At 33.4% G+C, this 21,257-nt stretch carries 16 protein-coding genes and 3 tRNA genes; 9 read left to right on the forward strand and 10 right to left on the reverse strand.

The features are described 5' to 3' along the window. Window positions 1–75: 75 nt before the first annotated feature. On the reverse strand, window positions 76–324 hold the full coding sequence (locus tag ACQH1W_RS02320) for a palindromic element RPE1 domain-containing protein (RefSeq protein WP_425361127.1): 249 nt from the start codon (window positions 322–324) through the stop codon (window positions 76–78). 78 nt (window positions 325–402) lie between these two features. Here ACQH1W_RS02320 and ACQH1W_RS02325 point away from each other — a divergent pair, with 78 nt between their 5' ends. After that, window positions 403–1,710, forward strand: coding sequence for an ABC transporter ATP-binding protein (locus ACQH1W_RS02325; RefSeq protein ID WP_341763147.1), 1,308 nt, complete (start codon window positions 403–405; stop codon window positions 1,708–1,710). A gap of 254 nt (window positions 1,711–1,964) precedes the next feature. On the opposite strand, the gene ACQH1W_RS02330 is transcribed toward ACQH1W_RS02325, so the two are convergent. The 3 genes from ACQH1W_RS02330 to ACQH1W_RS02340 form a co-directional block, all read right to left on the reverse strand. Further along, a tRNA-Thr gene (locus ACQH1W_RS02330) sits at window positions 1,965–2,040 on the reverse strand. Between the two features lie 586 nt (window positions 2,041–2,626). Next, a complete protein-coding gene (gene tolB / locus ACQH1W_RS02335; protein ID WP_425361194.1) occupies window positions 2,627–3,859 on the reverse strand; it encodes a Tol-Pal system beta propeller repeat protein TolB in 1,233 nt (410 codons plus the stop codon). A 204-nt stretch (window positions 3,860–4,063) separates the two neighbouring features. Next, window positions 4,064–4,140 (reverse strand) — tRNA-Val (locus tag ACQH1W_RS02340). Window positions 4,141–4,418: 278 nt separating this feature from the next. Between ACQH1W_RS02340 and cmk the strand changes: the two genes are divergently transcribed. The 3 genes from cmk (at window position 4,419) to murA (ending at window position 8,932) form a co-directional block, all read left to right on the forward strand. Further along, on the forward strand, window positions 4,419–5,081 hold the full coding sequence (gene cmk / locus ACQH1W_RS02345; protein WP_425361128.1) for a (d)CMP kinase: 663 nt from the start codon (window positions 4,419–4,421) through the stop codon (window positions 5,079–5,081). A gap of 423 nt (window positions 5,082–5,504) precedes the next feature. Beyond that, a complete protein-coding gene (locus ACQH1W_RS02350; protein WP_425361129.1) occupies window positions 5,505–7,250 on the forward strand; it encodes a 30S ribosomal protein S1 in 1,746 nt (581 codons plus the stop codon). Between the two features lie 407 nt (window positions 7,251–7,657). Beyond that, window positions 7,658–8,932 carry a UDP-N-acetylglucosamine 1-carboxyvinyltransferase gene (murA, locus tag ACQH1W_RS02355; protein WP_341763150.1) on the forward strand — a complete coding sequence of 425 codons (1,275 nt, stop codon included), beginning with the start codon at window positions 7,658–7,660 and terminating at the stop codon, window positions 8,930–8,932. Between the two features lie 192 nt (window positions 8,933–9,124). On the opposite strand, the gene ACQH1W_RS02360 is transcribed toward murA, so the two are convergent. Next, window positions 9,125–9,628, reverse strand: a complete 504-nt coding sequence (locus ACQH1W_RS02360; RefSeq protein WP_341762124.1) for a CarD family transcriptional regulator — start codon at window positions 9,626–9,628, stop codon at window positions 9,125–9,127. 658 nt (window positions 9,629–10,286) lie between these two features. Here ACQH1W_RS02360 and ACQH1W_RS02365 point away from each other — a divergent pair. Next, window positions 10,287–10,361, forward strand: a tRNA-Cys gene (locus ACQH1W_RS02365). Window positions 10,362–10,382: 21 nt separating this feature from the next. Next, a complete protein-coding gene (locus tag ACQH1W_RS02370) occupies window positions 10,383–11,312 on the forward strand; it encodes a site-specific tyrosine recombinase XerD (protein WP_341763151.1) in 930 nt (309 codons plus the stop codon). A 198-nt stretch (window positions 11,313–11,510) separates the two neighbouring features. On the opposite strand, the gene ACQH1W_RS02375 is transcribed toward ACQH1W_RS02370, so the two are convergent. Next, window positions 11,511–12,719: an ankyrin repeat domain-containing protein gene (locus ACQH1W_RS02375; protein WP_425361130.1), complete on the reverse strand. Its 1,209-nt coding sequence runs from the start codon at window positions 12,717–12,719 to the stop codon at window positions 11,511–11,513. Window positions 12,720–12,913: 194 nt separating this feature from the next. Here ACQH1W_RS02375 and ACQH1W_RS02380 point away from each other — a divergent pair, with 194 nt between their 5' ends. Next, window positions 12,914–13,648, forward strand: a complete 735-nt coding sequence (locus tag ACQH1W_RS02380; protein WP_341763154.1) for an HD domain-containing protein — start codon at window positions 12,914–12,916, stop codon at window positions 13,646–13,648. Here the strand turns inward: ACQH1W_RS02380 and ACQH1W_RS02385 are convergent. Next, window positions 13,569–14,894, reverse strand: a complete 1,326-nt coding sequence (locus tag ACQH1W_RS02385) for an MFS transporter (RefSeq protein ID WP_375332937.1) — start codon at window positions 14,892–14,894, stop codon at window positions 13,569–13,571. The two genes, ACQH1W_RS02380 and ACQH1W_RS02385, sit on opposite strands and share 80 nt — an antisense overlap. A 649-nt stretch (window positions 14,895–15,543) precedes the next feature. On the opposite strand from ACQH1W_RS02385, the gene ACQH1W_RS02390 reads away from it, so the two are divergent. Both ACQH1W_RS02390 and ACQH1W_RS02395 read left to right on the forward strand, forming a co-directional pair. After that, the gene (locus ACQH1W_RS02390; protein WP_341763156.1) at window positions 15,544–15,831 is read left to right on the forward strand and encodes a hypothetical protein; all 288 of its coding nucleotides are present in this window, start codon (window positions 15,544–15,546) and stop codon (window positions 15,829–15,831) included. 107 nt (window positions 15,832–15,938) lie between these two features. Further along, window positions 15,939–17,270 (forward strand): MFS transporter, encoded by a 1,332-nt coding sequence (locus ACQH1W_RS02395; RefSeq protein ID WP_341763157.1) that lies wholly within the window; start codon window positions 15,939–15,941, stop codon window positions 17,268–17,270. Here ACQH1W_RS02395 and ACQH1W_RS02400 read toward each other — a convergent pair. From ACQH1W_RS02400 to ACQH1W_RS02410, 3 genes are all read right to left on the reverse strand, one after another. Then, window positions 17,197–17,916 (reverse strand): HD domain-containing protein, encoded by a 720-nt coding sequence (locus tag ACQH1W_RS02400; RefSeq protein ID WP_341763158.1) that lies wholly within the window; start codon window positions 17,914–17,916, stop codon window positions 17,197–17,199. The genes ACQH1W_RS02395 and ACQH1W_RS02400 overlap by 74 nt on opposite strands. Before the next feature lie 142 nt (window positions 17,917–18,058). Continuing rightward, a complete protein-coding gene (locus ACQH1W_RS02405) occupies window positions 18,059–19,831 on the reverse strand; it encodes an ABC transporter ATP-binding protein (protein WP_375332940.1) in 1,773 nt (590 codons plus the stop codon). Window positions 19,832–19,997: 166 nt separating this feature from the next. Further along, window positions 19,998–21,251, reverse strand: coding sequence for an MFS transporter (locus ACQH1W_RS02410; RefSeq protein ID WP_341761247.1), 1,254 nt, complete (start codon window positions 21,249–21,251; stop codon window positions 19,998–20,000). Window positions 21,252–21,257: the final 6 nt, after the last annotated feature.

A 21,257-nucleotide genomic window follows, 5' to 3' on the forward strand; every position in this document is an offset into this window, starting at 1 on the left:
CGAATTTGGGATAAGAATTGACAAATTCTTATCCCAAATTCGCACACTACGGAATGTAGCACAATTGTAATGGATTTAGCAAAGAATATTTACTTTATTATCATTAGACTTCCTGCAGAATTCTACTTTTGCTGGTAATTTGTGCGTGATACCGGTACTCTGCTCCTCACGTACATTTGAGTACGCTGCGGGTCGAGATTCCGTGTTTCCTGCAAATTCCTCAGCAAAAGCGAATTCTGCAGGAAGTCTATTAGTGAACTTCAGTTTTGGATTAAAATTAAAAATTTTAATCCAAAACTGGCTAGAATATTCAGAAAAATGCATTCTTGAAGCGGCTGACGCGAGTGCATTTTAACTTTTTTTATCATTCAAGTTGACCATTTTACAAAAAGAGTAAGACCTATGAATAATAATTTACTTGAATTAATATCAATTACACAAAGTTTTACAAAAGATGATCATAGTACGCAAAAAATACTAGATAATGTTACTCTAAAACTAAAACCTAATGAGATAGTTGCGATACTAGGAAAATCTGGATCTGGAAAATCAACATTACTAAGAATTATCGCAGGTTTTACAAAACCAGTTAAAGGTAAAGTAATACTAAATAAAAAACCTGCTTTTCGTGATCGTTGTGATATTAGTATGATTTTCCAAACATTTGCACTTTTTCCATGGTTGACTGTTTTTGAGAATGTTGAGCTAGGTTTAAAAAGTTTCAATATTTCTGAGTATGAACGTCGCAAACGTGCATTAGAGGCCATAGATATGATAGGACTTGATGGTTTTGAGTCAGCATATCCAAAAGAATTATCAGGTGGTATGAAGCAACGAGTAGGTTTTGCTAGAGCATTAGTTCTCAGACCAGAAATTTTACTTATGGATGAAGCTTTTTCTGCTCTTGATGTTCTAACTGCTAATACCTTAAAGAATGATTTTCTTGATCTGTGGAGTAGTGGAAAAACTCAAATGCAGTCGGTGGTATTGGTAACTCATTCGATTGAAGAAGCAGTAACTATGGCTGACAAAGTGTTAATACTTTCATCTAATCCTGGGCGTATTGTATCAGAATTAGCAATTACCCTCCCTCGTTTACGTGATGTTCAAAGTATGGAATTTCGTACTATGGTAGATAAAATTTATGCTCTCATGGTATCAGCCTATGAAAAACCACCTTTGCCTGTTAGTAATAAACAGAAAGCTATTGTTGGCAACATCGATCAAAAAATTCATTTGTCGGTAAATGAACTGATCGGTAGCATTGAGGCACTTTCTGCATCGCCATATAAAGGTTCTGCAAATTTATCAGAATTATCTAAGATTTTTCACATTAACAATATGGGGGAAATTTTACATATTGTTGGAGCTTTACAAATATTAAATTTTGCTAATGTTACTTCTGAGAGTATAAAATTAAATAAACATGGCAAGCTTTTTTTCACAAGTAGTTTAGAAGATAGAAAAAAAATGCTTGCTCAGCATTTACTTGACAATATCCCTCTTGCATCCTACATTTGTGAAATTTTACATCAACGTTTAGATCATAAAGCACCTCTTTCACGTTTTAAGACACAGCTTGAGGATACATTATCTAGTGAAGATGCCACTATAACTTTAAAGTCTATAATAGGTTTAGGAAGATATGCAGAAATCTTCTCCTATGATGATAATAAAAAGGTTTTTAGCTTAGATAATCCAACAGCTTGAAAGTCGAATTGTATATATCGTATTATTTAACCTCAATTTCGGATTAATTTCATTAATCCGAAATTGAGGTTAATAAGGTGATGTTATTGTGTTACAATAGATATCTTCGGCAAACTCTACTTCTGTCGGTAATTTGTGCGTGATACCGGCTACTGCTGCTCCTCACGTACATCATCGTCCGCTGCGGGTCGAGATTCCGTGTCTTCTTTAAATTCCTCAGCATAAGCGAGTTTGCCAAAAAGATATAATATTTATGGTGCCGATAGAGGGAATTGAACCCCCGACCTACGCGTTACGAATGCGTCGCTCTGCCAGCTGAGCTATACCGGCAATAGGTTAGCCCTAGGTTCTTATAATAGACTTCTTTCGAAACTCTACTTCTGCTGGTGATTTGTACGTGATACCGGTACTCTGCTCCTCACGTACATTAGAGTACGCTGCGGTTCGAGGTTCCGAGTCTCCTTCACACCCTTGCGCATAAGCGAGTTTCGAAAGAAGTCTAATACCATTTCTGAAAACTAATCATCACGTTGTCGTACTTCATGATCTCCACTCCTCACGTACTAGTTGTACGCGAAGGTAGCCGACACTCGTACTCCGAGTAGCAATTTAGTTTTGGAAAATGGTATAATAACCTGAATTCGATGTAACTTGTTACATCGAATTCGGTATTATATATAGAAACAATCAGGTTTGAAGCGGCTGCCCACCTGATTGTTAAAATATAATACTCCATTCAATATGTGATTTTAATAATTAAAATCACATATTGAATGATGAAAAAAGTTAAAATGCACCCGCGTCAGCCGCTTCAAGAGTGCATTTTTCCTTATAATAAAGCAAGTATCGATATAAGAATTATTAATTCTTATATCGAACTGAGGTTATAATATGTTTTTAAGATATAAGAACCTAGTCAATTTAACATTCTTGACCACTCAGGATCAGAAGCATCTTGAGGAGTAAGAATCTCTCTTTCATTATAACCAGTCAAATCAATGGAATATATACGATTTTTACCTGCTGTTTTGTTTCTAGGAGGCCAGCCTTTAGCAAACATAATTATCCTACCATTGGGTGACCAACACGGACCTTCAACTAGATAGCCACTAGTTATAATTCTTTCACTATTCTCATCACCATAGGAAAGTGCTTTCATCACTCCAATGGTAAAACCCTCTCCTTTAGAAAGTTTAGTAAAGGCTATATAATCTCCTCTAGGTGACCAACTTGGTGCAGTATACATTCCCCCGCCAAAACTGATACGTTCCACATTTGAACCATCAGAATTCATAATATATAATTGTCTTGATCCACTTCGATCAGAATTAAAAACTATTTTACTGCCATCCGGTGAATAGCTAGGAGAAGTATTAATACCAATACCATATGTCAATTGCTTAGTCGCCATATTATTCAGATCAATTTCAAAAATATGAGTAGCTCCATTTCTTGCTATTGACATTATAGCCTTGTCCCCTTGAGGTGAGAATCTTGGGGCAAAGGACATGCCAAGAAAATTACCAACTAGTTTTTCTTTACCTGTTTTAAGATCACGAATATAAACATGTGGTTTTTGCTTGTGAACATACGATAGATACATGATTTTATCTGCTTGTGGTGAAAATCTTGGAGTAAGAACTAGATTTTTACCGTCTGACAGATATTTATGATTAGCACCATCATGATCCATCATAGCTATTTTCTTTACTCGTTTTAGATAAGGTCCACTCTCTGACACATATACTATTTTTGTATCAAAATAACCCGAATCTCCAGTAATTTTCTCATAAATTTTATCAGCTATTTTATGTGCTACTCTACGCCATAAATGTGGTGCTATTTCAAAAATCTCACCTATAAGATCTTTTTCTAAGCTTACATCCCATAATATAAAACTAACCTTTAGCTTGCCAGAAGATAGCTTAGTAACCTCACCATTAATTAGCAGATTAGCATTAATTTGTCGCCAAGCAGCAAAAAGAGGCTTATGTTTTACCCCTAAAATTTGTTCTATAAAAGAAGCCGTGGAAATTGGGCGAAACATGCCAGAACTCTTTAGGTCATTAGATACTACACTAATTATATCAGCACCAATTACACTATTCGCACTATCATCTGCATCAAATTTATTAATAGCTATCGGCATTGGATCAACATGTCCTCGCTCTATAACTATAGTTTCTATGGCATAACTATTGAAGTTAGCAACTAACAACAGTATAACACAAAAATACCTGACCACTAATACCACCTAGATCTTTTTTTAACAATATTTAACATCAATTTGTATTTAGGTTCCGTCGCCAAAAACAACCTAAATACAAATTGATATTAATATATAATAAAAGTTTGGTGGGCGGTAGTGGATTCGAACCACCGACCTTTACGATGTCAACGTAATGCTCTAACCAACTGAGCTAACCGCCCTTGCTTTTCTGATTTAATTTTATACTTAAAACAACAAAGTATACTCTTTTGCTTTAAAGAATTGCTTTTTCAAATACTTACAGAGTCTATCTCGTACTCACGTAGCAGATGTACACCTAGTCCGGTTACCCCTTGTTTATTGTCCCAATTCTTCAAATCATTTGAAATATATATCAAGTTTTCATGGTAACATGTCTAATCTATAATAGCTTCAATTTCAAGTTTTATTTGCATTATTTTAAATATTCAGCTAGAATTCGGCATAAAATTATAAGTAAATGACCTTAAAATCTCAAGCTTTTAATATTAGCAATAATTTTGTAGTGGCACTGGATGGTTCAGCAGCATCGGGTAAGAGTACAATTGGGCAAATGTTAGCACAAAAACTTAAGCTTACTTACTTTCAATCAAGTATTGTATATAGAAGCCTTGCTATTTCTTGTATAAACCAAAAAATTGATCTTACTGACATAAATGGAATAATTGAATTATCCAAATCTACGGAATATGTACAAAATTCAGAACTTGATAGTGAGATTGTAGGTAATGTAGCATCAAAAATTGCTATTATACCGGAAGTAAGAAATAACCTAGGGAAATATCTAGGAAAATTAATAAAAACAACTCCTAGAATTATAATGGAAGGTAGAGATATTGGAACAGTAGTGGCCCCAAATGCTGACTTAAAGATTTTTATCAGAGCAGATATTGTTATTAGAGCAAAGAGAAGATATAAAGAATTGCAAGAAAAAGGAGGAGAATATATATTTGATACAGTTTTGGAACAACTAAAAATAAGAGACAAACGGGATATAGAGCGTGATATTGCTCCAACTCTTCCCCCACAAGGAGCTTTAGAAATTGATACTTCTTATCTATCACCAAAAGAAGTGATTGATAAGATCATGGAGTTTATTTCAGTTAACGCGAATTCGGGATAAGAATTTGCCAATTCTTATCCCAAATTCGGTAAAATTATAGAAACAATCAGATTTGAGACGGCTCTGCATCTGATTGTTAAATTAATATTTTGCTAAAAACATGATTTTAAAAGATTAAAATCATGTTTTTAGCTTTAGAAAGGTTTAAAATGCATTCGCAAAACTGCTTTAAGAATGCATTTTTCCTTATATTAAAGCCAATTCGGGATAAGAATTGACAAATTCTTATCCCGAATTGGGGTAGTTAGGTAACATCAACATATTTTATGTGCCATAGGTTGTTTTATCTACATTTTATTAACCATTCATAGTTAATTTAGTTGAATTTGATTACTTAAGGCGAAGAACAACTTGCTTATGTAAATTCAGGTCAATTAACTATAATTTTTATACTAGACGGCACAACTAGTATTAGAGAATAATATGCAAAAATTTAAGAAAAAATTTGTTTCTCAACTTGCTGAAATTAGCATTCAATCTCACGAAGATTTTGCACAAATGCTTGAAGCCGTAAGTACTAGTCACGTAAAAGAAGGTACTGTTGTCAAAGGTCAAGTAGTAGGGATTGCTAAAGGCATTATCATAGTTGATGTTGGATTAAAGAATGAAGGCAGAGTTCCTATAGAAGAATTTGCTCTAGCTAGTAATCAACCTTTACCAGAAGTTGGCGAGATAGTTGATGTATATATTGAGAAAATTGAAGGACGTAACGGTAGAACTATATTAAGTCGTGAAAAGGCCATTAGAGAAGAATCATGGGGACATTTAGAAATTGCATGTGCCAATAAACAGTTTGTTGATGGTATAATATTCGGACGTGTTAAAGGTGGATTTACTGTTGACGTATCAGGGGTTGTTGCCTTCTTACCTGGAAGTCAGGTAGATGTTAGACCAATAAAAGATATTGCTTCGTTAATGGGTATCAAGCAGCCATTCCAAATTTTAAAGATGGATAAGAAACTTGGTAATATCGTAGTTTCTAGAAGAGCCATACTTGAAGAATCAAGATCTGAGGCTAGAGATGAAATGTTATCGAAAATTAAGGAAGGAATAATATTAGATGGTACAGTAAAAAATATCACTGATTACGGTGCGTTTATTGCTTTAGGTAATTCAGGTAATGTAGACGGTCTATTGCACGTTACTGATATTTCATGGAGCAGAATAAATCACCCTTCTGAAGTTTTATCTCTAGATCAAAAGGTTAGGGTTATAGTTATAAAATTTAATGAAGAAACTAAGAGAATTTCACTTGGTATGAAGCAACTTGATCATAATCCATGGCAAAGTATAAAAGAAGAATTCCCAGTTGGCAAAGTAATGACTGGCAAAGTAACAAATATTGCTGATTATGGGGTATTTATTGAATTAAAAGATGGTATTGAAGGACTCGTTCATTCAAGTGAAATTAGCTGGGTAAAATCAAATCAACATCCTAAGAAAATGCTTACTATTGGTCAAGAAGTTCAATTTACAATTTTAGAAGTTGATACCGATAAACATAGAATATCTCTAAGTATTAAACAGTGTCAAGATAACCCAATTATTGGGTTTGCACATAGTCATCCAATAGGTAGTATAATTAAAGCACCAATACGAAATATCACTGACTTTGGTATGTTTGTAGCACTTAATGACAACATTGATGGTATGATTCATGAAACAGATATAAGTTGGGAAGGCAATGGTACTGAGCTGTTAAAAACATATAAAAAGAATGATCAAATAGAGTGTAAAGTCTTATCAATTGATATTGAAAAGGAACGTATAAGCTTAGGTATTAAACAACTAAGCTTTGACCCCCAGCAAGATGAATTTGACATGTACAAAAAAAATATGGTCGTTACTTGCTCAGTTACTGAAGTTAAAGATGATGGGATAGAAGTTATTTTAGACGACAAAATACCGGGCTTCATCAAAAAAGCTGATCTTTCTAGTGAAAAAGCTGATCAAAAAACTGAAAGATTTGTCCCTAATGACAGAATTGATGCAAAAATCATTACCATTGATAAGGCATCTCGTAAAGTTACTTTGTCAATAAAAGCACTTGAAATAGAAAAGAGAGAAAAAGCTATCAAAGAATATGGTTCTGCTTATAGTGCTGCTAGTCTAGGGGACATACTTGGAACAGCTCTTGACAATAAAGGAGACAAGAACGGTAAAACTTGATATTTATTAGATATCTTTGGCAAACTCGCTTATGCTGAGGAATTTAAAGAAGCCACGGAATATCGACCCGCAGCGGACGATGGTGTACGTGAGGAGCAGCAGTAGCCGGTAGCACGAATAAGTTGTACCATTTCCGAAAACTAATCATTACGTCGTCGTACTTTATGATCTCCGCTCCTCACGTACTAGTTGTACGCGAAGGTAGCCGACACTCGTACTCCGAGTAGCAATTTAGTTTTGGGAAATGGTATTACCAGCAGAAGTAGAGTTTGCCAAAGATCTCTATTATTGTTTTGTAGCAAAATCGAAGGCCTTTACTTCAATTTTGCTACTCAATTTTTACCTAAAAACTTGAAAAGTGGTAAACTAATTTTCAAGTTTTTGTAAGTAATATATAGGATTTTTCCATGGACAGTTTGATAATTAAAGGCGGTATCCCTCTTGAAGGTAGTATTAGCATTAGTGGGGCTAAAAATTCGGCCCTACCAATTATGACTGCAGCACTACTTACAGATAAGCTTAGTATTAACAATGTTCCAAAGCTTACTGATATTCTCACAATGAAAAAATTACTTGAGAATTTAGGTAGTGTTGTTACTGTAACTGATCATCAAGATCGATTGAGTATGGATATCGACAGCAGCAATATTAATAATTTTACTGCCCCATATGATATAGTACGTAAAATGCGTGCTTCTATTTGGGTTCTAGGACCTCTACTTTCTAGATTTTCTAAAGCTAAGGTTTCCTTACCTGGAGGATGTGCTATAGGTGCTCGACAAGTTGATCTACATGTAGCAGTTCTACAAGCTATGGGAGCAAATGTTGACGTCGATCATGGTTATATTAATGCTACAATTAAAGGTAGATTAAAAGCTGTACATTTTGTTTTTAATAAAATATCTGTTGGAGCAACAATTAATGCCATAATGGCTGCTACTTTGGCTGAAGGAGAAACAATATTATTTAACTGTGCTAGAGAACCAGAAATCATTGATCTGTGCCATTGTCTTAGCAAAATGGGTGCAGAAATAGATGGAATTGCTACAAATGAAATAAGAATAATTGGTAGATCTCATTTAAAAAATGTCAATTATTCAATTATGCCGGATCGTATTGAAGCTGGTACTTACATGATTGCTGCTGCTATTACTAAAGGCAATTTAAACATTTATGGAATCAGCAATAATATCGTTGAAAATATAGTATTAAAGCTTATTGAAGCTGGTATAGAAATTTTACCTATTGATAATGGTTTAAGAGTTTCTTACGTAGGTAAATTAAACCCTGTGGACATCCATACAAATCCATATCCAGGGTTTGCAACAGACTTACAAGCTCAGTTTATGAGCCTTATGACTCTTTGCAAAGGTTCTTCTATAATTACAGAAAACATTTTTGAGAATCGCTTTATGCATGTTCCTGAATTATGCAGAATGGGGGCAAATATAACAATTAACGGAAAGAGTGCTATAATACGGGGTGTACCTTTTTTGACAGGAGCAGAAGTAATGGCAAGTGACCTCAGAGCATCAGTATCCCTAGTATTAGCTGGACTTGCCGCCAACGATACAACAAGAATACACCGAATCTACCACTTAGACCGTGGATACCAAACATTGGAGAAAAAACTAACCAGTTGCGGGGCAAATATAGTACGAATTACTGGAGGTAATGTTTAAATAAATTCGTTATATTTAGGTAGAACTTCAAGAATTAAGATTTCCGCGACCTAAAGATCGAAACTACTCCGTTACTCATGTACGTTACGCTGCTCGACTTTGCTACTGCCTAGCTCTTCTTGAAGTTATACTATCGTCTATCAATTCTTGAAATCATAGCAGTGTATCACCTTGGAAAAATGAGTTTCCAATTTACGCAGCGAGCTTATCTCTCAATACTTCAATTAATTTATTAATTGCTTCGTCAGGATTTATATTCTCAAGAATTGCAAGCTCCCCAGCTAGCCTATTTAAGGCTGATTCATAAATAGTCCTTTCACTATAAGATCGATCACTATCAACATTCTTATAGAGATCTCGTACCACTTCTGCTACAGATACTACATTACCAGAATTTATTTTACCCTCATATTCTTGTGCTCTTCTACTCCACATCCTATTACCTTGCTTAGCTTTACCCTGAAGTGTTGAATATATTAAAGCTAAATCAGTTTTACTAACAAGTTTTCTAAGACCCGAAATAGCAGCTCTGTTTACCGGTACTTTCAAAGTCATTTTGTCTTGAGGGAACGATATTACATAAACCTTAATATCAGCACCAGCTATGATTTGGTGTTCTACATTTACTATCTCTCCAACTCCATGAGATGGATATACAATTCTTTCTCCTACTTTAAATTCAGACGATGTTGACATGCTTACTCCTTTCCATTATAAAAACTTAGACCATGGTCAATTGATTTGAATTTGTGTCAGTGAGTTGCAAATAATTAAATCCTAACTATAGATATTTTGCAAATCACAATACTAAAGATAACACTCCCTAAATATACTTGAATGAGACTCCGAATTAAATTTGAAAATGAGGAAAGAACACACTAGACGTACATTATGGTACGGGAGTCCTTGATATTTTCAAATAACAATTCTTCGAAACAGAATTAGTATACAATACAGACTAATTTTACTCTGTGGTAGTATAGCATATTTTAGAAGGATAACAAAGTATAAGTTATAAAAAAATATTACCCTAACCTGAATTCGATGTAACAAGTTACATCGAATTCAGTATTATATATAGAAACAATCAGGTTTGAAGCGGTTCTACACCTGATTATTAAAATATAACACTCCATTCAACATGTGATTTTAATAATTAAAATCACATGTTGAATGATGAAAAAAGTTAAAATGCACTCGCGTCAGCCGCTTTAAGAGTGCATTTTTCCTTATAACAAAGCCAGTTCGATATAAGAATTATTAATTCTTATATCGAACTGAGGTTACCCTGCCTAAAACAAAAGAAAAATAAGTTGCCTTTTGCTCTAATATTGGTTAGTATTCAAAGCCTTTAGGCTAGGTAGCAAAGTGGTAATGCCGTGGACTGCAAATCCTCAATGCGCCGGTTCGATTCCGGCCCTGGCCTCCATTAAAACAAACTGTACATAATATGGTAGAGTTTATCGAACAATTCCTAGAAATGATGATAGCGGAGCGTGGTGTAGCTAATAATTCCGTACTTGGCTACAAAGGTGATCTGTTAGATTTTCAGAAATTTTTATCACAGAATAACTTGTTAGAGCTGAATATTAAAGCTGAAAATATTAGAGACTGGATAGAATATTTATCAGGAAATGGCTTGCAGGCAAGATCAATCAACCGGAAAATATCCACTATAAAAAACTATTATGAATTTTTAATTAGCGAAAAGCATACCAATTATAATCCTGCTTTGATGGTAGATCTACCAAGATATCAAACTAAACTTCCTTCTACATTATCAATTGATAAAATCAAAGATTTACTTTTCTATTGTGATCAAGACAAAAATCCTGATTCCATACGTCTAAAAGCAATGATTCATTTATTATATGCAAGTGGGTTACGTGTTTCTGAGCTTGTCAGTATAAGGTTAACTGATATTTTAGTAAATCAAATGTCCCAAAATATTAGAAAAATATTTTCAATAATCGGTAAAGGTAATAAAGAAAGAATGGTAATAATCAATGAACAGGCTACCATGAGTTTGTCCGATTATTTAACTATTCGTAGTAAATTTATAAGCAAAAAACACCCTAAAAGTCAAATTTATTTATTTTGTTCTTCTTCAGCTAGTGGTCATATGACTAGGCAGAATTTTGCAATTCTGTTAAAACAAGCATCTATTAAGGCTGGGCTAGACCCAAGTAATATCTCCCCACATACTTTACGTCACAGTTTTGCAAGCCATTTGCTAGAAGGCGGTGCAGATCTTAGGGTAATTCAAGAACTACTTGGACATGCTGATATTAGTACTACCCAAATTTACACACATATACAAACAAAGCATCTAAAACAGGCTTTAGATCATCATCCGCTTAAATCATCTATACTCAAATGATGTAAAGAATTAATGGTATACTCAGGTAGAACTTCAAGAATTAAGATTCCCGCGACCAAAGATCGAAGCTGCTCACGTACTAATGTACGCCTAGCAGCTCGACTTTGCTACTGCCTAGCTCTTCTTGAAGTTATACTATCGTCTACCAACTCTTCATTTACGAGTAGTATATTAGCTATATAATACATATGAGTAATTTCATTGGTCATGATGATCAGAATCACCTAATGGTTTCATTATATCATCTTGGTGAATTATTTCATCTGTCAAACCAGTTCCTGGATTAGAAATAGGTGTTTCAGATGATAAATTGTTAACAAAACTTCTTACAGAAATTTTCATTTTTTCTGTCAGTTGTTCCGAGGCATCTAGTCCATCCATGAATGGAAAGTGGTCTTTGTCCCAGTTAAAGAGTCTAGAAGGGTTATCTAATATATGGAAAATACGACAAAATTCAGCTTTATCTCCATCATTAGGTAATTCTTTGTGCTCAGAAACATAACGAAATGTTTCTACAAATTTCTTTATTTTTTCTTCAAGACATTTGGCTTCTTTTAATATTTCTTCATTATACAATTTTGCTAATTTCTCCATGACGTTTTCTATCTCACAAACATTAGCATAATTTTTAAGTAGTACCATTACTGTTTCAGGGTGTTCATGTTCTATTGCTATTTCTAAGGGATATTGCTTATCATGAGGCCACCTTTCATCTAAATACTCTTGTACATTAGCTAAAGAAGGATCATTTTTTATCATCTTTTCTACAACAGTAGAAAATCCTGCCCGTATTGCAGTATGTATAGCGTGATAATAATAGTGACCATTGTTAAAAAAAACATTTACTGATGCATGATGATCTATTAGTGTATGGGCTGTATTAATATAGTCCTCCTTTTGTTCTGAATTCTTTGTAATATCACTATTATCTTCTATATCATAATCTACTTTAGGGTCTGTATCAGGTATGTCGTCAGGGTCTGCATCACATAGAGCTTGATATTTGGCAACCCATAGATCCAACACATTAAATAATGGTGTATTATATAATTCTCCTTTGTCCTTAAATCTTGTAATGTCTTTACCCCAACCCTTACTATCCACTTGAGCTCCGTGATCAAGTAATATCTCTACTGCCTGATATTTAGTGTTCAATGCTGCTTCATGTAAAGCTGTCCTTTTTTCATAACCTAACACATCTACCGTAGCACCAGACTTAATTAATAACTCTATTATATCAGTAAACCCTTCTTTTGCCGCTATATGTAATGGAGTTCTGCCATTTTTATCTTTGGCATTAATATCAAGGTTAGGCAATTCTAATATTTTTCTTACTTCCTCAATATTTCCACTCTTAACTGCCACATGTAGTTGCATAGTGCTAGCTACATCTTTATCTTTACTCATCTGATCCTCTTTTATATAATCATTATAGTTGAATTATATCATATTCTTCCTACCCGCTAAGCATATTTATGAAAAAATTTATACAACAAGATTAGAAAATATTGCATCTTTTTAAAAATAAAAAGTAGTAAATGCTTTAAGTAATAAGAATTTTAGTTTATAATAACTTTATAATTAAAATATCATGGTTTCTTATGGAAGATGTTAATAACTATTGGGATAATTCAAAATACCAGTATTGTGCATATGCTGAGAGGTTGCTTAATGAGTTAATTTTGCTAAATAAAAAAGTAAAGCAACCAATAGACATGTATGAAGTCAAAAAAGGCATCTACTATGCTAAAAAATATCATGGCAGTCAAATGAGACAATCTGGTGAGCCTTATTATTCTCATCCGATTGAAGTGGCGTATATGCTTGCCCAGTACACAGCCCTAGAAATTCCAAAATATTTCAGAACTGACATGATTGTGACTGCATTACTACACGACACCATCGAGGATACAAAACTTACCGAAAAGATGATTGCTTACATCTTTGGCAGTCAAGTGGCTAGTCAAGTAGAAGACTTAACTAGGGTTAAACCTAGTGGCAAGATTAGCTCGGCGGAAATGGTCGAAATGTTATATAAAGAAAAGAAACATGATGTGCTTTTAGTTAAGTTATTTGACAGATTACATAATATACAAACGGTTAGTGCTAAATCACCGGAAAAAGCTAAAAAGATTATAGAAGAGACCTTACGTTATTTCGTAGTTTTAGCAGAATATTTAGGGTTACCTAGCGTATCAAAATTAATACACACATATACTACTATTAATGTATTGACAGACATTGATTTAAATGCAACTAATTTTTCTTATCAAAATAATTACCAGCCGCTTTCTCTAATCTACCAAAATGCATTACACCAAAACTATAACTTATAACCACAGGTATCATTATAATTAATAATCCTATATAGCCAAAAAACTCAACTAAATACACCAGTCCGAATGAAGTTATTATATACATTATAACACGTGATAAAGCATAAGAAAAAGATGAATAAGTAAAACGTCGGAAAATTGATATATGCGTATATGTTATTGGTCTTGCTGGCACATAGTCACAGGCAAATAGCATTATACAACATTGAATAAAAAATATAGTATAATGACTAGATGTTTTTGTTATTAACATTGGGGTAAGTAACATAACAATTATAAACAAGCATAGTTTAGCTTTGATGATTTTTGGTGGATAAACTTTATAACTTAAAAAAGTCAATACTAACATTCCTATTAATTGAATTATTGAAACAATAAAATTTTGATGAATGATTTGTTCTGAGCTGAATCCAAAATCTTGCTTAAGAATATTACCACAATAAACATAAGCAAAGTAAAAACATACTGGCCAAGCACAATCCATAAAAAACAAAGCTATTATGTTTTTCCTATCACTATTTTTTTCTACAATTCCTTTCCATATAGGATTAGATTTTAAGTCTTTTTTTGAGTCACCTAAAATATTTTTTACCCGTCTTTTTGCGTCAGCAAAATCAGTAGTTTCCTTTAAAGTTGTTCGTGCTATAACACCTATTATAGCTACCCCTGCTCCAAACCAAAATGCTATACGCCAATTTAAATTATGTAAGGTTGTAAAAGATGCAATAGCTAATGCAAATGTACCACCTAATATAGAAAAGACAGAGGTTAATGCTACTACTGGGTATTGGATAGGTGGTTTTGTTATTTCAGTTAAGTATAATTGTGCACCTATAAATTCTCCCATAGATGATAAGCCTTGAAGAATTCGATATATTGTAACTAATATAGTAGCAATGAGTCCAACTTCAGCATAAGTTGGAAGATTAGCCATCACAAAACAGGATAAAGCCATCATAAAAGTTGTAATAATAACAGTTGCCTTACGTCCAATATTATCTCCTATCCAGCCAAATAGCAAAGCCCCAAATGGTCTTAATAAATAAGTAGAACAAAAAGCAAAAGCAGCATAAATTGCTGCAGTATGAGGGTCAGATTTTGGAAAAAACAACTCATTCAACAATACCGCCATATGAACATAAAGCATCAGATCAAAATACTCTAGGAAAGTCCCTATTGAAAGCAATCCAACAGCTTCTTTTTGTTCTTTCGTTAGGCTTCTTTGTTCCTGCTGATATCCTATCATTTATTCACCTTAAATATATTTATTAGTATTTATAAATACTGAAGATTTGGTTAATTAATAGCAAGAAAATTATAGTATCGAAAATTGAAATAATAAATCTTGGTTGTAACAATATCACGGTTCTATAAACAAATTACTCACCTTACGCATAATCCCCATGGCAATTTAAAAGTCATAGGAAAAACAGCCTAGCGTCTATTAGCGAGGAGCTGCAACGCAGCGACGAAGCAATTGAATGAATGTGGATTGCCACGACCACTACGTGGTTTCGCAATGACATCTTGTACTTTCCTACAATTTTTAAATGCCATACATAAGGTGAACAAATTAGAAGGGGGAAAAAAGATATTTGGTAAAAATATAGGCTGAGATCAACGAGATGTTGATTATCAAAATCGTATCGCATACGAGTAGAATATTGGATATTGTTTATATATGAAAAACTAATTAATTTTTTTATTAAAAATTAAGTTGACTATTATTTTAGAATTGATTCTAATTAAAATATTGCAACATAAATCAACCTAATAGCATGGCAAAATATAAAATGGCTGATGATTTTGATGATAGGGATAAAGGTAACGGGAAGGAAGAAGACAAGGTAAGTCTTGATCTGTTTAAGAGTGCAGTTTAGGAATATTTAAGAAGGATGCTACACGAGTCTATACTGATGTTTTTTCAGAGGTGGGGCAATGGGTTAATGCTATTAAGACAATCACTACAATATCCTAACAAGAATGCAGAAATTTCTGTGTCTGCTGCAGTTTGGGCTGATAAACAATTAGAATCGCATTGTCAACAATTTCACTCATATCAGGGGGCATCTTCTTCCCAGCATAATGCTTCGTACGAAACTTGCCCTAGTACATCTGACTCGGAAGACGATACAGCACTAGCTGAAACTGTTAAACTCCATATGTGTTGTGAAATTATGTAGTATCAATTCCATAAATCGTCATCCCCTATGCCAATTGGTATAGGGAGTTTTTAACACAATTATATATAACTCTAGATAACATGTAACTTAAGGGTTTAAACACTAATATGAGCAAATTTGTACAAGCAGATGGCAGGGTTATCTATCCCCAGACCAGCCTAACGAGAGAACAAAAAGAAGCCGTCGGATTACTTTCAATTGGGACGTTCTTAGAATACTTTGACTTAATGCTTTACGTTCATATGGCAGTACTTCTTAATGAGATTTTTTTTGAGACCACTGATTCTCACACAGCCTCTTTAATGGCGGCTTTTGCCTTTTGTTCAACCTACGTTTTTCGACCTATTGGGGCATTAGTATTTGGTTGGTTGGGCGATAATATAGGACGTAAATCTACCGTTATCATCACAACTTTTATGATGGCTGTATCATGTCTTGTCATGGCTAATCTTCCTACCTATACCCAGATAGGGGTTGCAGCGGCTTGGATAGTAACAATCTGCCGCATTGTGCAAGGTATATCTTCTATGGGAGAGATAGTAGGTGCTGAACTTTATATAACGGAAACGATTAACCCACCAGCCCAATATGCAATTGTCGGATCATTAGGAGTTTCTGCTTCCCTAGGAGCATTAGGTGCTTTAGCTATTGCCTCACTTGTTACTTCTTATGGCTTTAACTGGCGTGCAGCATTTTGGATAGGTGCAGTAATTGCATTGATTGGTTTTATTGCAAGAACGAAGCTACGAGAAACGCCTGAATTTGCTGATGCCAAACGTCAACTAAAAGAAGTTTTTGCACAAACTAATACAGATACCAGTACTTTAGTAAAAAATCCTATTTGGACAGAAAAAGTTAATAAAAAAACAATATTAGCTCTTTTTTTCTTACAATGTGCTTTACCTGTAGGTTTTTATTTTATTTATATATATTGTAGTAATATTTTACAAACTAACTTTGGTTATACAATTGCTGAGGTTATTCATCATAATTTTATTCTATGTCTAATACAGCTCTTGGTCGTATCAATATTATCTTATTTAAGTTACAAAATATATCCACTATTAACCATGAAAATTATACTCATAATATGTTCTATTTTTATCATATTTTGTCCATATTTTTTGAATAATCTTCATTCTCCGTTTGAGTTATTTTTAATTCAACTCTTTATCATTTTATTTAACGAATGTTTAGGTCCTGCTATGCCAATTATTTATAAACATTTTCCTGTATTTAAACGTTTCACCTGTGCTAGCATTATATTCGCTATATCACGTGCTTTCGTGTCTGTTATTACTGCTTTTGGCTTCACTTATCTTGTTAACCATTTTGGCTATTGGGGATTATGGGTTATTATGATCCCTACAATTGTGGGGTTCGCATACGGGCTATTACATTTTGAAAAGTTGGAGAAAGTGGCGGGGAATTATCCATAGAATTTTGATGATTATGTTGATCAAACTGCTGTATGGATAAATTTTTATAACATAATGCAGTTAAGTCTTGTGTTATTGTTGGTATTTTTAAATGCATAGCAATGATTATAAAATTTTTTACGGTTTCTTCAATAATCTTCCTAGCTTTTTCAGGTGATTTAACTCCTAGAGTTTGTAAGTTGTGAACTCGGTCAAATAATTTAATCAATGCCACATCATATTTTTCTTGTTGAAGTAATATATCTAATGTTTCTGCCGAGCTAATCTTGCCGTGAGGCTTGTTCCTGCTTAAGTCTTCTACTTGACTAGCAACCTGCTCCCCAAAAATATAAGCAATCATTTTTGCGGTAAGTGTTGTATCCTCAATGGTGTCATGTAGTATGCTGGTAACAATAATGTCAGTACGAAAAAGATAATCAGAGATCATATATGCTACCTCTATTGGGTGAGAGTAATAAGGCTCGCCTGACTGCCTCATTTGGCTGCCATGATATTTCTTGGCGTAATAAATAGCCTTTATAACCTCATCAATATCTATTGACCGGTTTACTTCCTCATTCATCTTACGTAATTTGTCCAGTAATCTAGTAGCATATTGACAAGGTGCATACTTTGAGTTGTCCCAATAATTAATATCTTCTTCCATAAAAACCATAAATATTTTTATATTCAATTTATAGATTAAACTAAAATATAAATTATTACCAAGGATTTTTTATCTATTTTTAAAAAAGATGAATATTTTTGTATTTTGTTGTTGTGTAAATAGACAGCTACTCCCTTTATGTTCACTTATCCCCCTCCTCTAATTCCTTATTATATAATTTATAATATTCCGCTTTATTGTCCATAAGTTGTGAGTGAGTTCCTTGTTCAAATATCATACCAGATTTCATAACAACTATATGATCAACATCCTTAATGCTCGATAAACGATGTGTTATAATTAGGGTGGTTTTATTCTCACGAATATTTACTAAAGAATTTAAAATTAATCGCTCAGAATTTTGATCTAACGAACTTGTTGCCTCATCCCAAACTAAAATTGCTGCTGATTTCAAAAAAGCTCTAGCTATCGCTAAACGCTGACGTTGTCCACCTGAAAGTGTTGAACCTTGATTACCAATGATCGTATCATACCCTGCAGGCAGATTTGAGATAAATTGATGAGCATCAGCATATTTTGCTGCTATAATAATCTGATCACGAGTTGCATTTGGATTACCATAAGCAATATTTTCTGCAACACTAGTGTCAAATAATGTAGTATCTTGAGTTACTAAAGAAATTTGCTGCCTTAAAGAGTCAATCTTTATATCTTTAATATCATAATTATCAATTAAAATTTGTCCGCTAGTTGGGTTATAGAATCTTACTAATAAATTAGATAACGAGGTTTTGCCACTGCCAGAACGTCCAACAAAAGCTGTAGTTTTCCCTGGCATTATTTTTAGATTAATGAGCTTTAAAGCTACTTTATTATTAAATTTTAGCTCGACATTGTTAAAAATTATTTGTGGATTAACTAACTGAACAGTTTGAGCATTTACACTATCTTTGATAATAGGCTCAGTATCTAGGATATTAAAAACTCTTCTTGTTGCAGCAATACCCTCTTGTAAGTTTACATTTAAAGAAACCAAACTTTTAAAAGGTCTATAAGCTGCAAGAAATGCAGTAATAAAAGCAAAAAATGCTCCTGGTGTAGTTTCTCCTTTTATGACTAACAACCCACCATACCAAATAAGCCCTCCAACTGTAATACCACTTAATACTTCCATGATTGGTGAAACCAATGCATCCAGTTTTGCAGTTTTCTTTAGAAAACGTAAAATATTACTAGAGAGCAATAAAGCTCGATTGCTTTCAATTCTCTCTCCTAAGAAAGACTTAACAATTTTAATTGACTGAAAAGTTTCATCTAACCTAGAAGTATAATTAGCTAATTCCTCTTGAGCTTGACCTGATATTCTACGAATTTTTTTCCCTAATTTCTGTATTGGATAAATTGCTAGGGGAAATGCTAGAAAAACAATACAAGACAACCCAGGTTCTAACTTAAACATCACTATGATAAGACCTATTACTGTTAAAAAATGTTTGGCACATCCTACTAGTAAATTTGACACAGCACCACGCATCATGGAAATATCGTTAGTAAAACGTGATATTAAACGCCCCGATGATTGAGATTGAATAAAGAGAATGTCGGCAAACAATAGATGCTCATACATCTTAATTTGCAGATCGGTTAAAATCCTCTGACCAAGAAATTTAATTAAATAATTTGAATAATATTCAGCTATCCCTTTAATAGTAAATGTTATTACTACCATTAACGGTAAAAATAATAACATTTGACGATTGCCTGTTAAAAATATTTGATCAATAGTTGGTTGCACTAAATTAACGCTATAAGCAGCACACATAGCTGCAACTACCATACAAAATACTGCTATGCCGATCTGCTTTAGATAGGGTTTTATATGATCAATTATTAACCTTCTTAAAGTATTATAGGCACTGTAGTCATACTTTATTAGATTATGTTTTTTTTGCAAAATTCTCTCCTTCAGTTTGGTAATTTGTTATATAGCTAACCAAGGTTAGTATTTATCCATAGCAAATTGGCGTCATTGCGAGACCACATAGTGGTCGTGGCAATCCATTTGGATTGCTTCGTCGTGCTTACGCACTCCTCGCAATGACGGAGTAATACTATTCGGGTTAGCTATAATTTGTTATAACGTTTGTACTATACAGATAAATTACTGTACTGAACAATATTAATAACAATATCAGGAAAAATCCTAGCACTAAGAATATTGAATTAAAATATTGCCACAATAACATACAAAAAAATGGTGTTGTTGACGAAAATATCATGCCACCAAGTGAATGCGATATGCTACACATTCTAGCCCTAATATTAGTAATGAATAGAGATTGGACAATAACTTGTAATGGTACTACATAAAATGGAGCAAGGGCTATAAGAATGATGGGGAAGTAAATCACAAAGATTTCTTTATATAATAGAAACTGTACAATAATTATAACTAACAAACTTAATGATAACGATGTAATAATTTGTTTTTTAGGATAAATCCTATCGGCTAAAAAACCAGAAAACACTGACATAATAGCGTAAATGGTTATTAAGACTATATTGATAATTTGAGCTTGATTGCTATTCATAAGCAACGCGCTTTTTGCTGCAAAGACTCCCCAAAAAATAATTAAAAAATGGTAAATACCTCCTATGCAACCACTTATTAATATTGCTATGATAAATCTGCCAAATGAATTTTTTATAATCTTTCCTAAATCAAAAAAGTTGTAATATATAGATTTATGATCCTTTTTAGACTTTAAAAACTCTTCACTTTCACGAAAATAGTGCCTTAGACTTATGATAAATAAACCAAAAATTCCACCAATAATAAAATTGACCCGCCATAAATGAGACATTTGTTCAAACTTTGTCGAAAAATGATAAATTGTTGCAGCAAGCAATGCCCCAACCTGAGTACAAAATGACACGATACCATAAGTATAATTTTTGTGCCTCATACCCACCTTTTCGACAACATAAATTTTTATTGCATCGCTCTCCCCTGCCAAACTCATTAAAAATGTCATACGACAAAATATTAAAATTATTGTAGCATACATACCAATTTTATCAAAATTAGGGGTTAATCCTATAAGAATTGTAGAGATAGTAGCCAAAAATACTGAGATTTTAACTGATACAACTCTACCATATTTATCACTGATAAAACCAAAAATGATCGAGCCTATGGGACGAGCTATTACAGCTATGCTGAATATAGCAAAAAATAATAATATCTGCCTATCATTTGATCCTAGAGGTAAAAAATTCTTGGATAGAGCTGCTGCCGAGAGACCAAAAAGAGCATAATCATAATAACGCACGATTGTCGTAAAAAAAGCAATTAGGAATGCCGGTCTTGTCATACATCT

This window comes from Candidatus Tisiphia endosymbiont of Stenodema calcarata, from assembly GCF_964030695.1.
Classification (GTDB): domain Bacteria; phylum Pseudomonadota; class Alphaproteobacteria; order Rickettsiales; family Rickettsiaceae; genus Tisiphia.

Excerpts from the sequence above, each read along its gene's own strand:
- ACQH1W_RS02320 (WP_425361127.1), bottom strand. The coding sequence starts at position 324 with ATGCATTTTTCTGAATATTCTAGCCAGTTTTGGATTAAAATTTTTAAT.
- ACQH1W_RS02325 (WP_341763147.1), top strand. The coding sequence starts at position 403 with ATGAATAATAATTTACTTGAATTAATATCAATTACACAAAGTTTTACA.
- tolB (WP_425361194.1), bottom strand. The coding sequence starts at position 3,859 with ATGCCGATAGCTATTAATAAATTTGATGCAGATGATAGTGCGAATAGT.
- cmk (WP_425361128.1), top strand. The coding sequence starts at position 4,419 with ATGACCTTAAAATCTCAAGCTTTTAATATTAGCAATAATTTTGTAGTG.
- ACQH1W_RS02350 (WP_425361129.1), top strand. The coding sequence starts at position 5,505 with ATGCAAAAATTTAAGAAAAAATTTGTTTCTCAACTTGCTGAAATTAGC.
- murA (WP_341763150.1), top strand. The coding sequence starts at position 7,658 with ATGGACAGTTTGATAATTAAAGGCGGTATCCCTCTTGAAGGTAGTATT.
- ACQH1W_RS02360 (WP_341762124.1), bottom strand. The coding sequence starts at position 9,628 with ATGTCAACATCGTCTGAATTTAAAGTAGGAGAAAGAATTGTATATCCA.
- ACQH1W_RS02370 (WP_341763151.1), top strand. The coding sequence starts at position 10,383 with ATGGTAGAGTTTATCGAACAATTCCTAGAAATGATGATAGCGGAGCGT.
- ACQH1W_RS02375 (WP_425361130.1), bottom strand. The coding sequence starts at position 12,719 with ATGAGTAAAGATAAAGATGTAGCTAGCACTATGCAACTACATGTGGCA.
- ACQH1W_RS02380 (WP_341763154.1), top strand. The coding sequence starts at position 12,914 with ATGGAAGATGTTAATAACTATTGGGATAATTCAAAATACCAGTATTGT.
- ACQH1W_RS02385 (WP_375332937.1), bottom strand. The coding sequence starts at position 14,894 with ATGATAGGATATCAGCAGGAACAAAGAAGCCTAACGAAAGAACAAAAA.
- ACQH1W_RS02390 (WP_341763156.1), top strand. The coding sequence starts at position 15,544 with ATGCTACACGAGTCTATACTGATGTTTTTTCAGAGGTGGGGCAATGGG.
- ACQH1W_RS02395 (WP_341763157.1), top strand. The coding sequence starts at position 15,939 with ATGAGCAAATTTGTACAAGCAGATGGCAGGGTTATCTATCCCCAGACC.
- ACQH1W_RS02400 (WP_341763158.1), bottom strand. The coding sequence starts at position 17,916 with ATGGAAGAAGATATTAATTATTGGGACAACTCAAAGTATGCACCTTGT.
- ACQH1W_RS02410 (WP_341761247.1), bottom strand. The coding sequence starts at position 21,251 with ATGACAAGACCGGCATTCCTAATTGCTTTTTTTACGACAATCGTGCGT.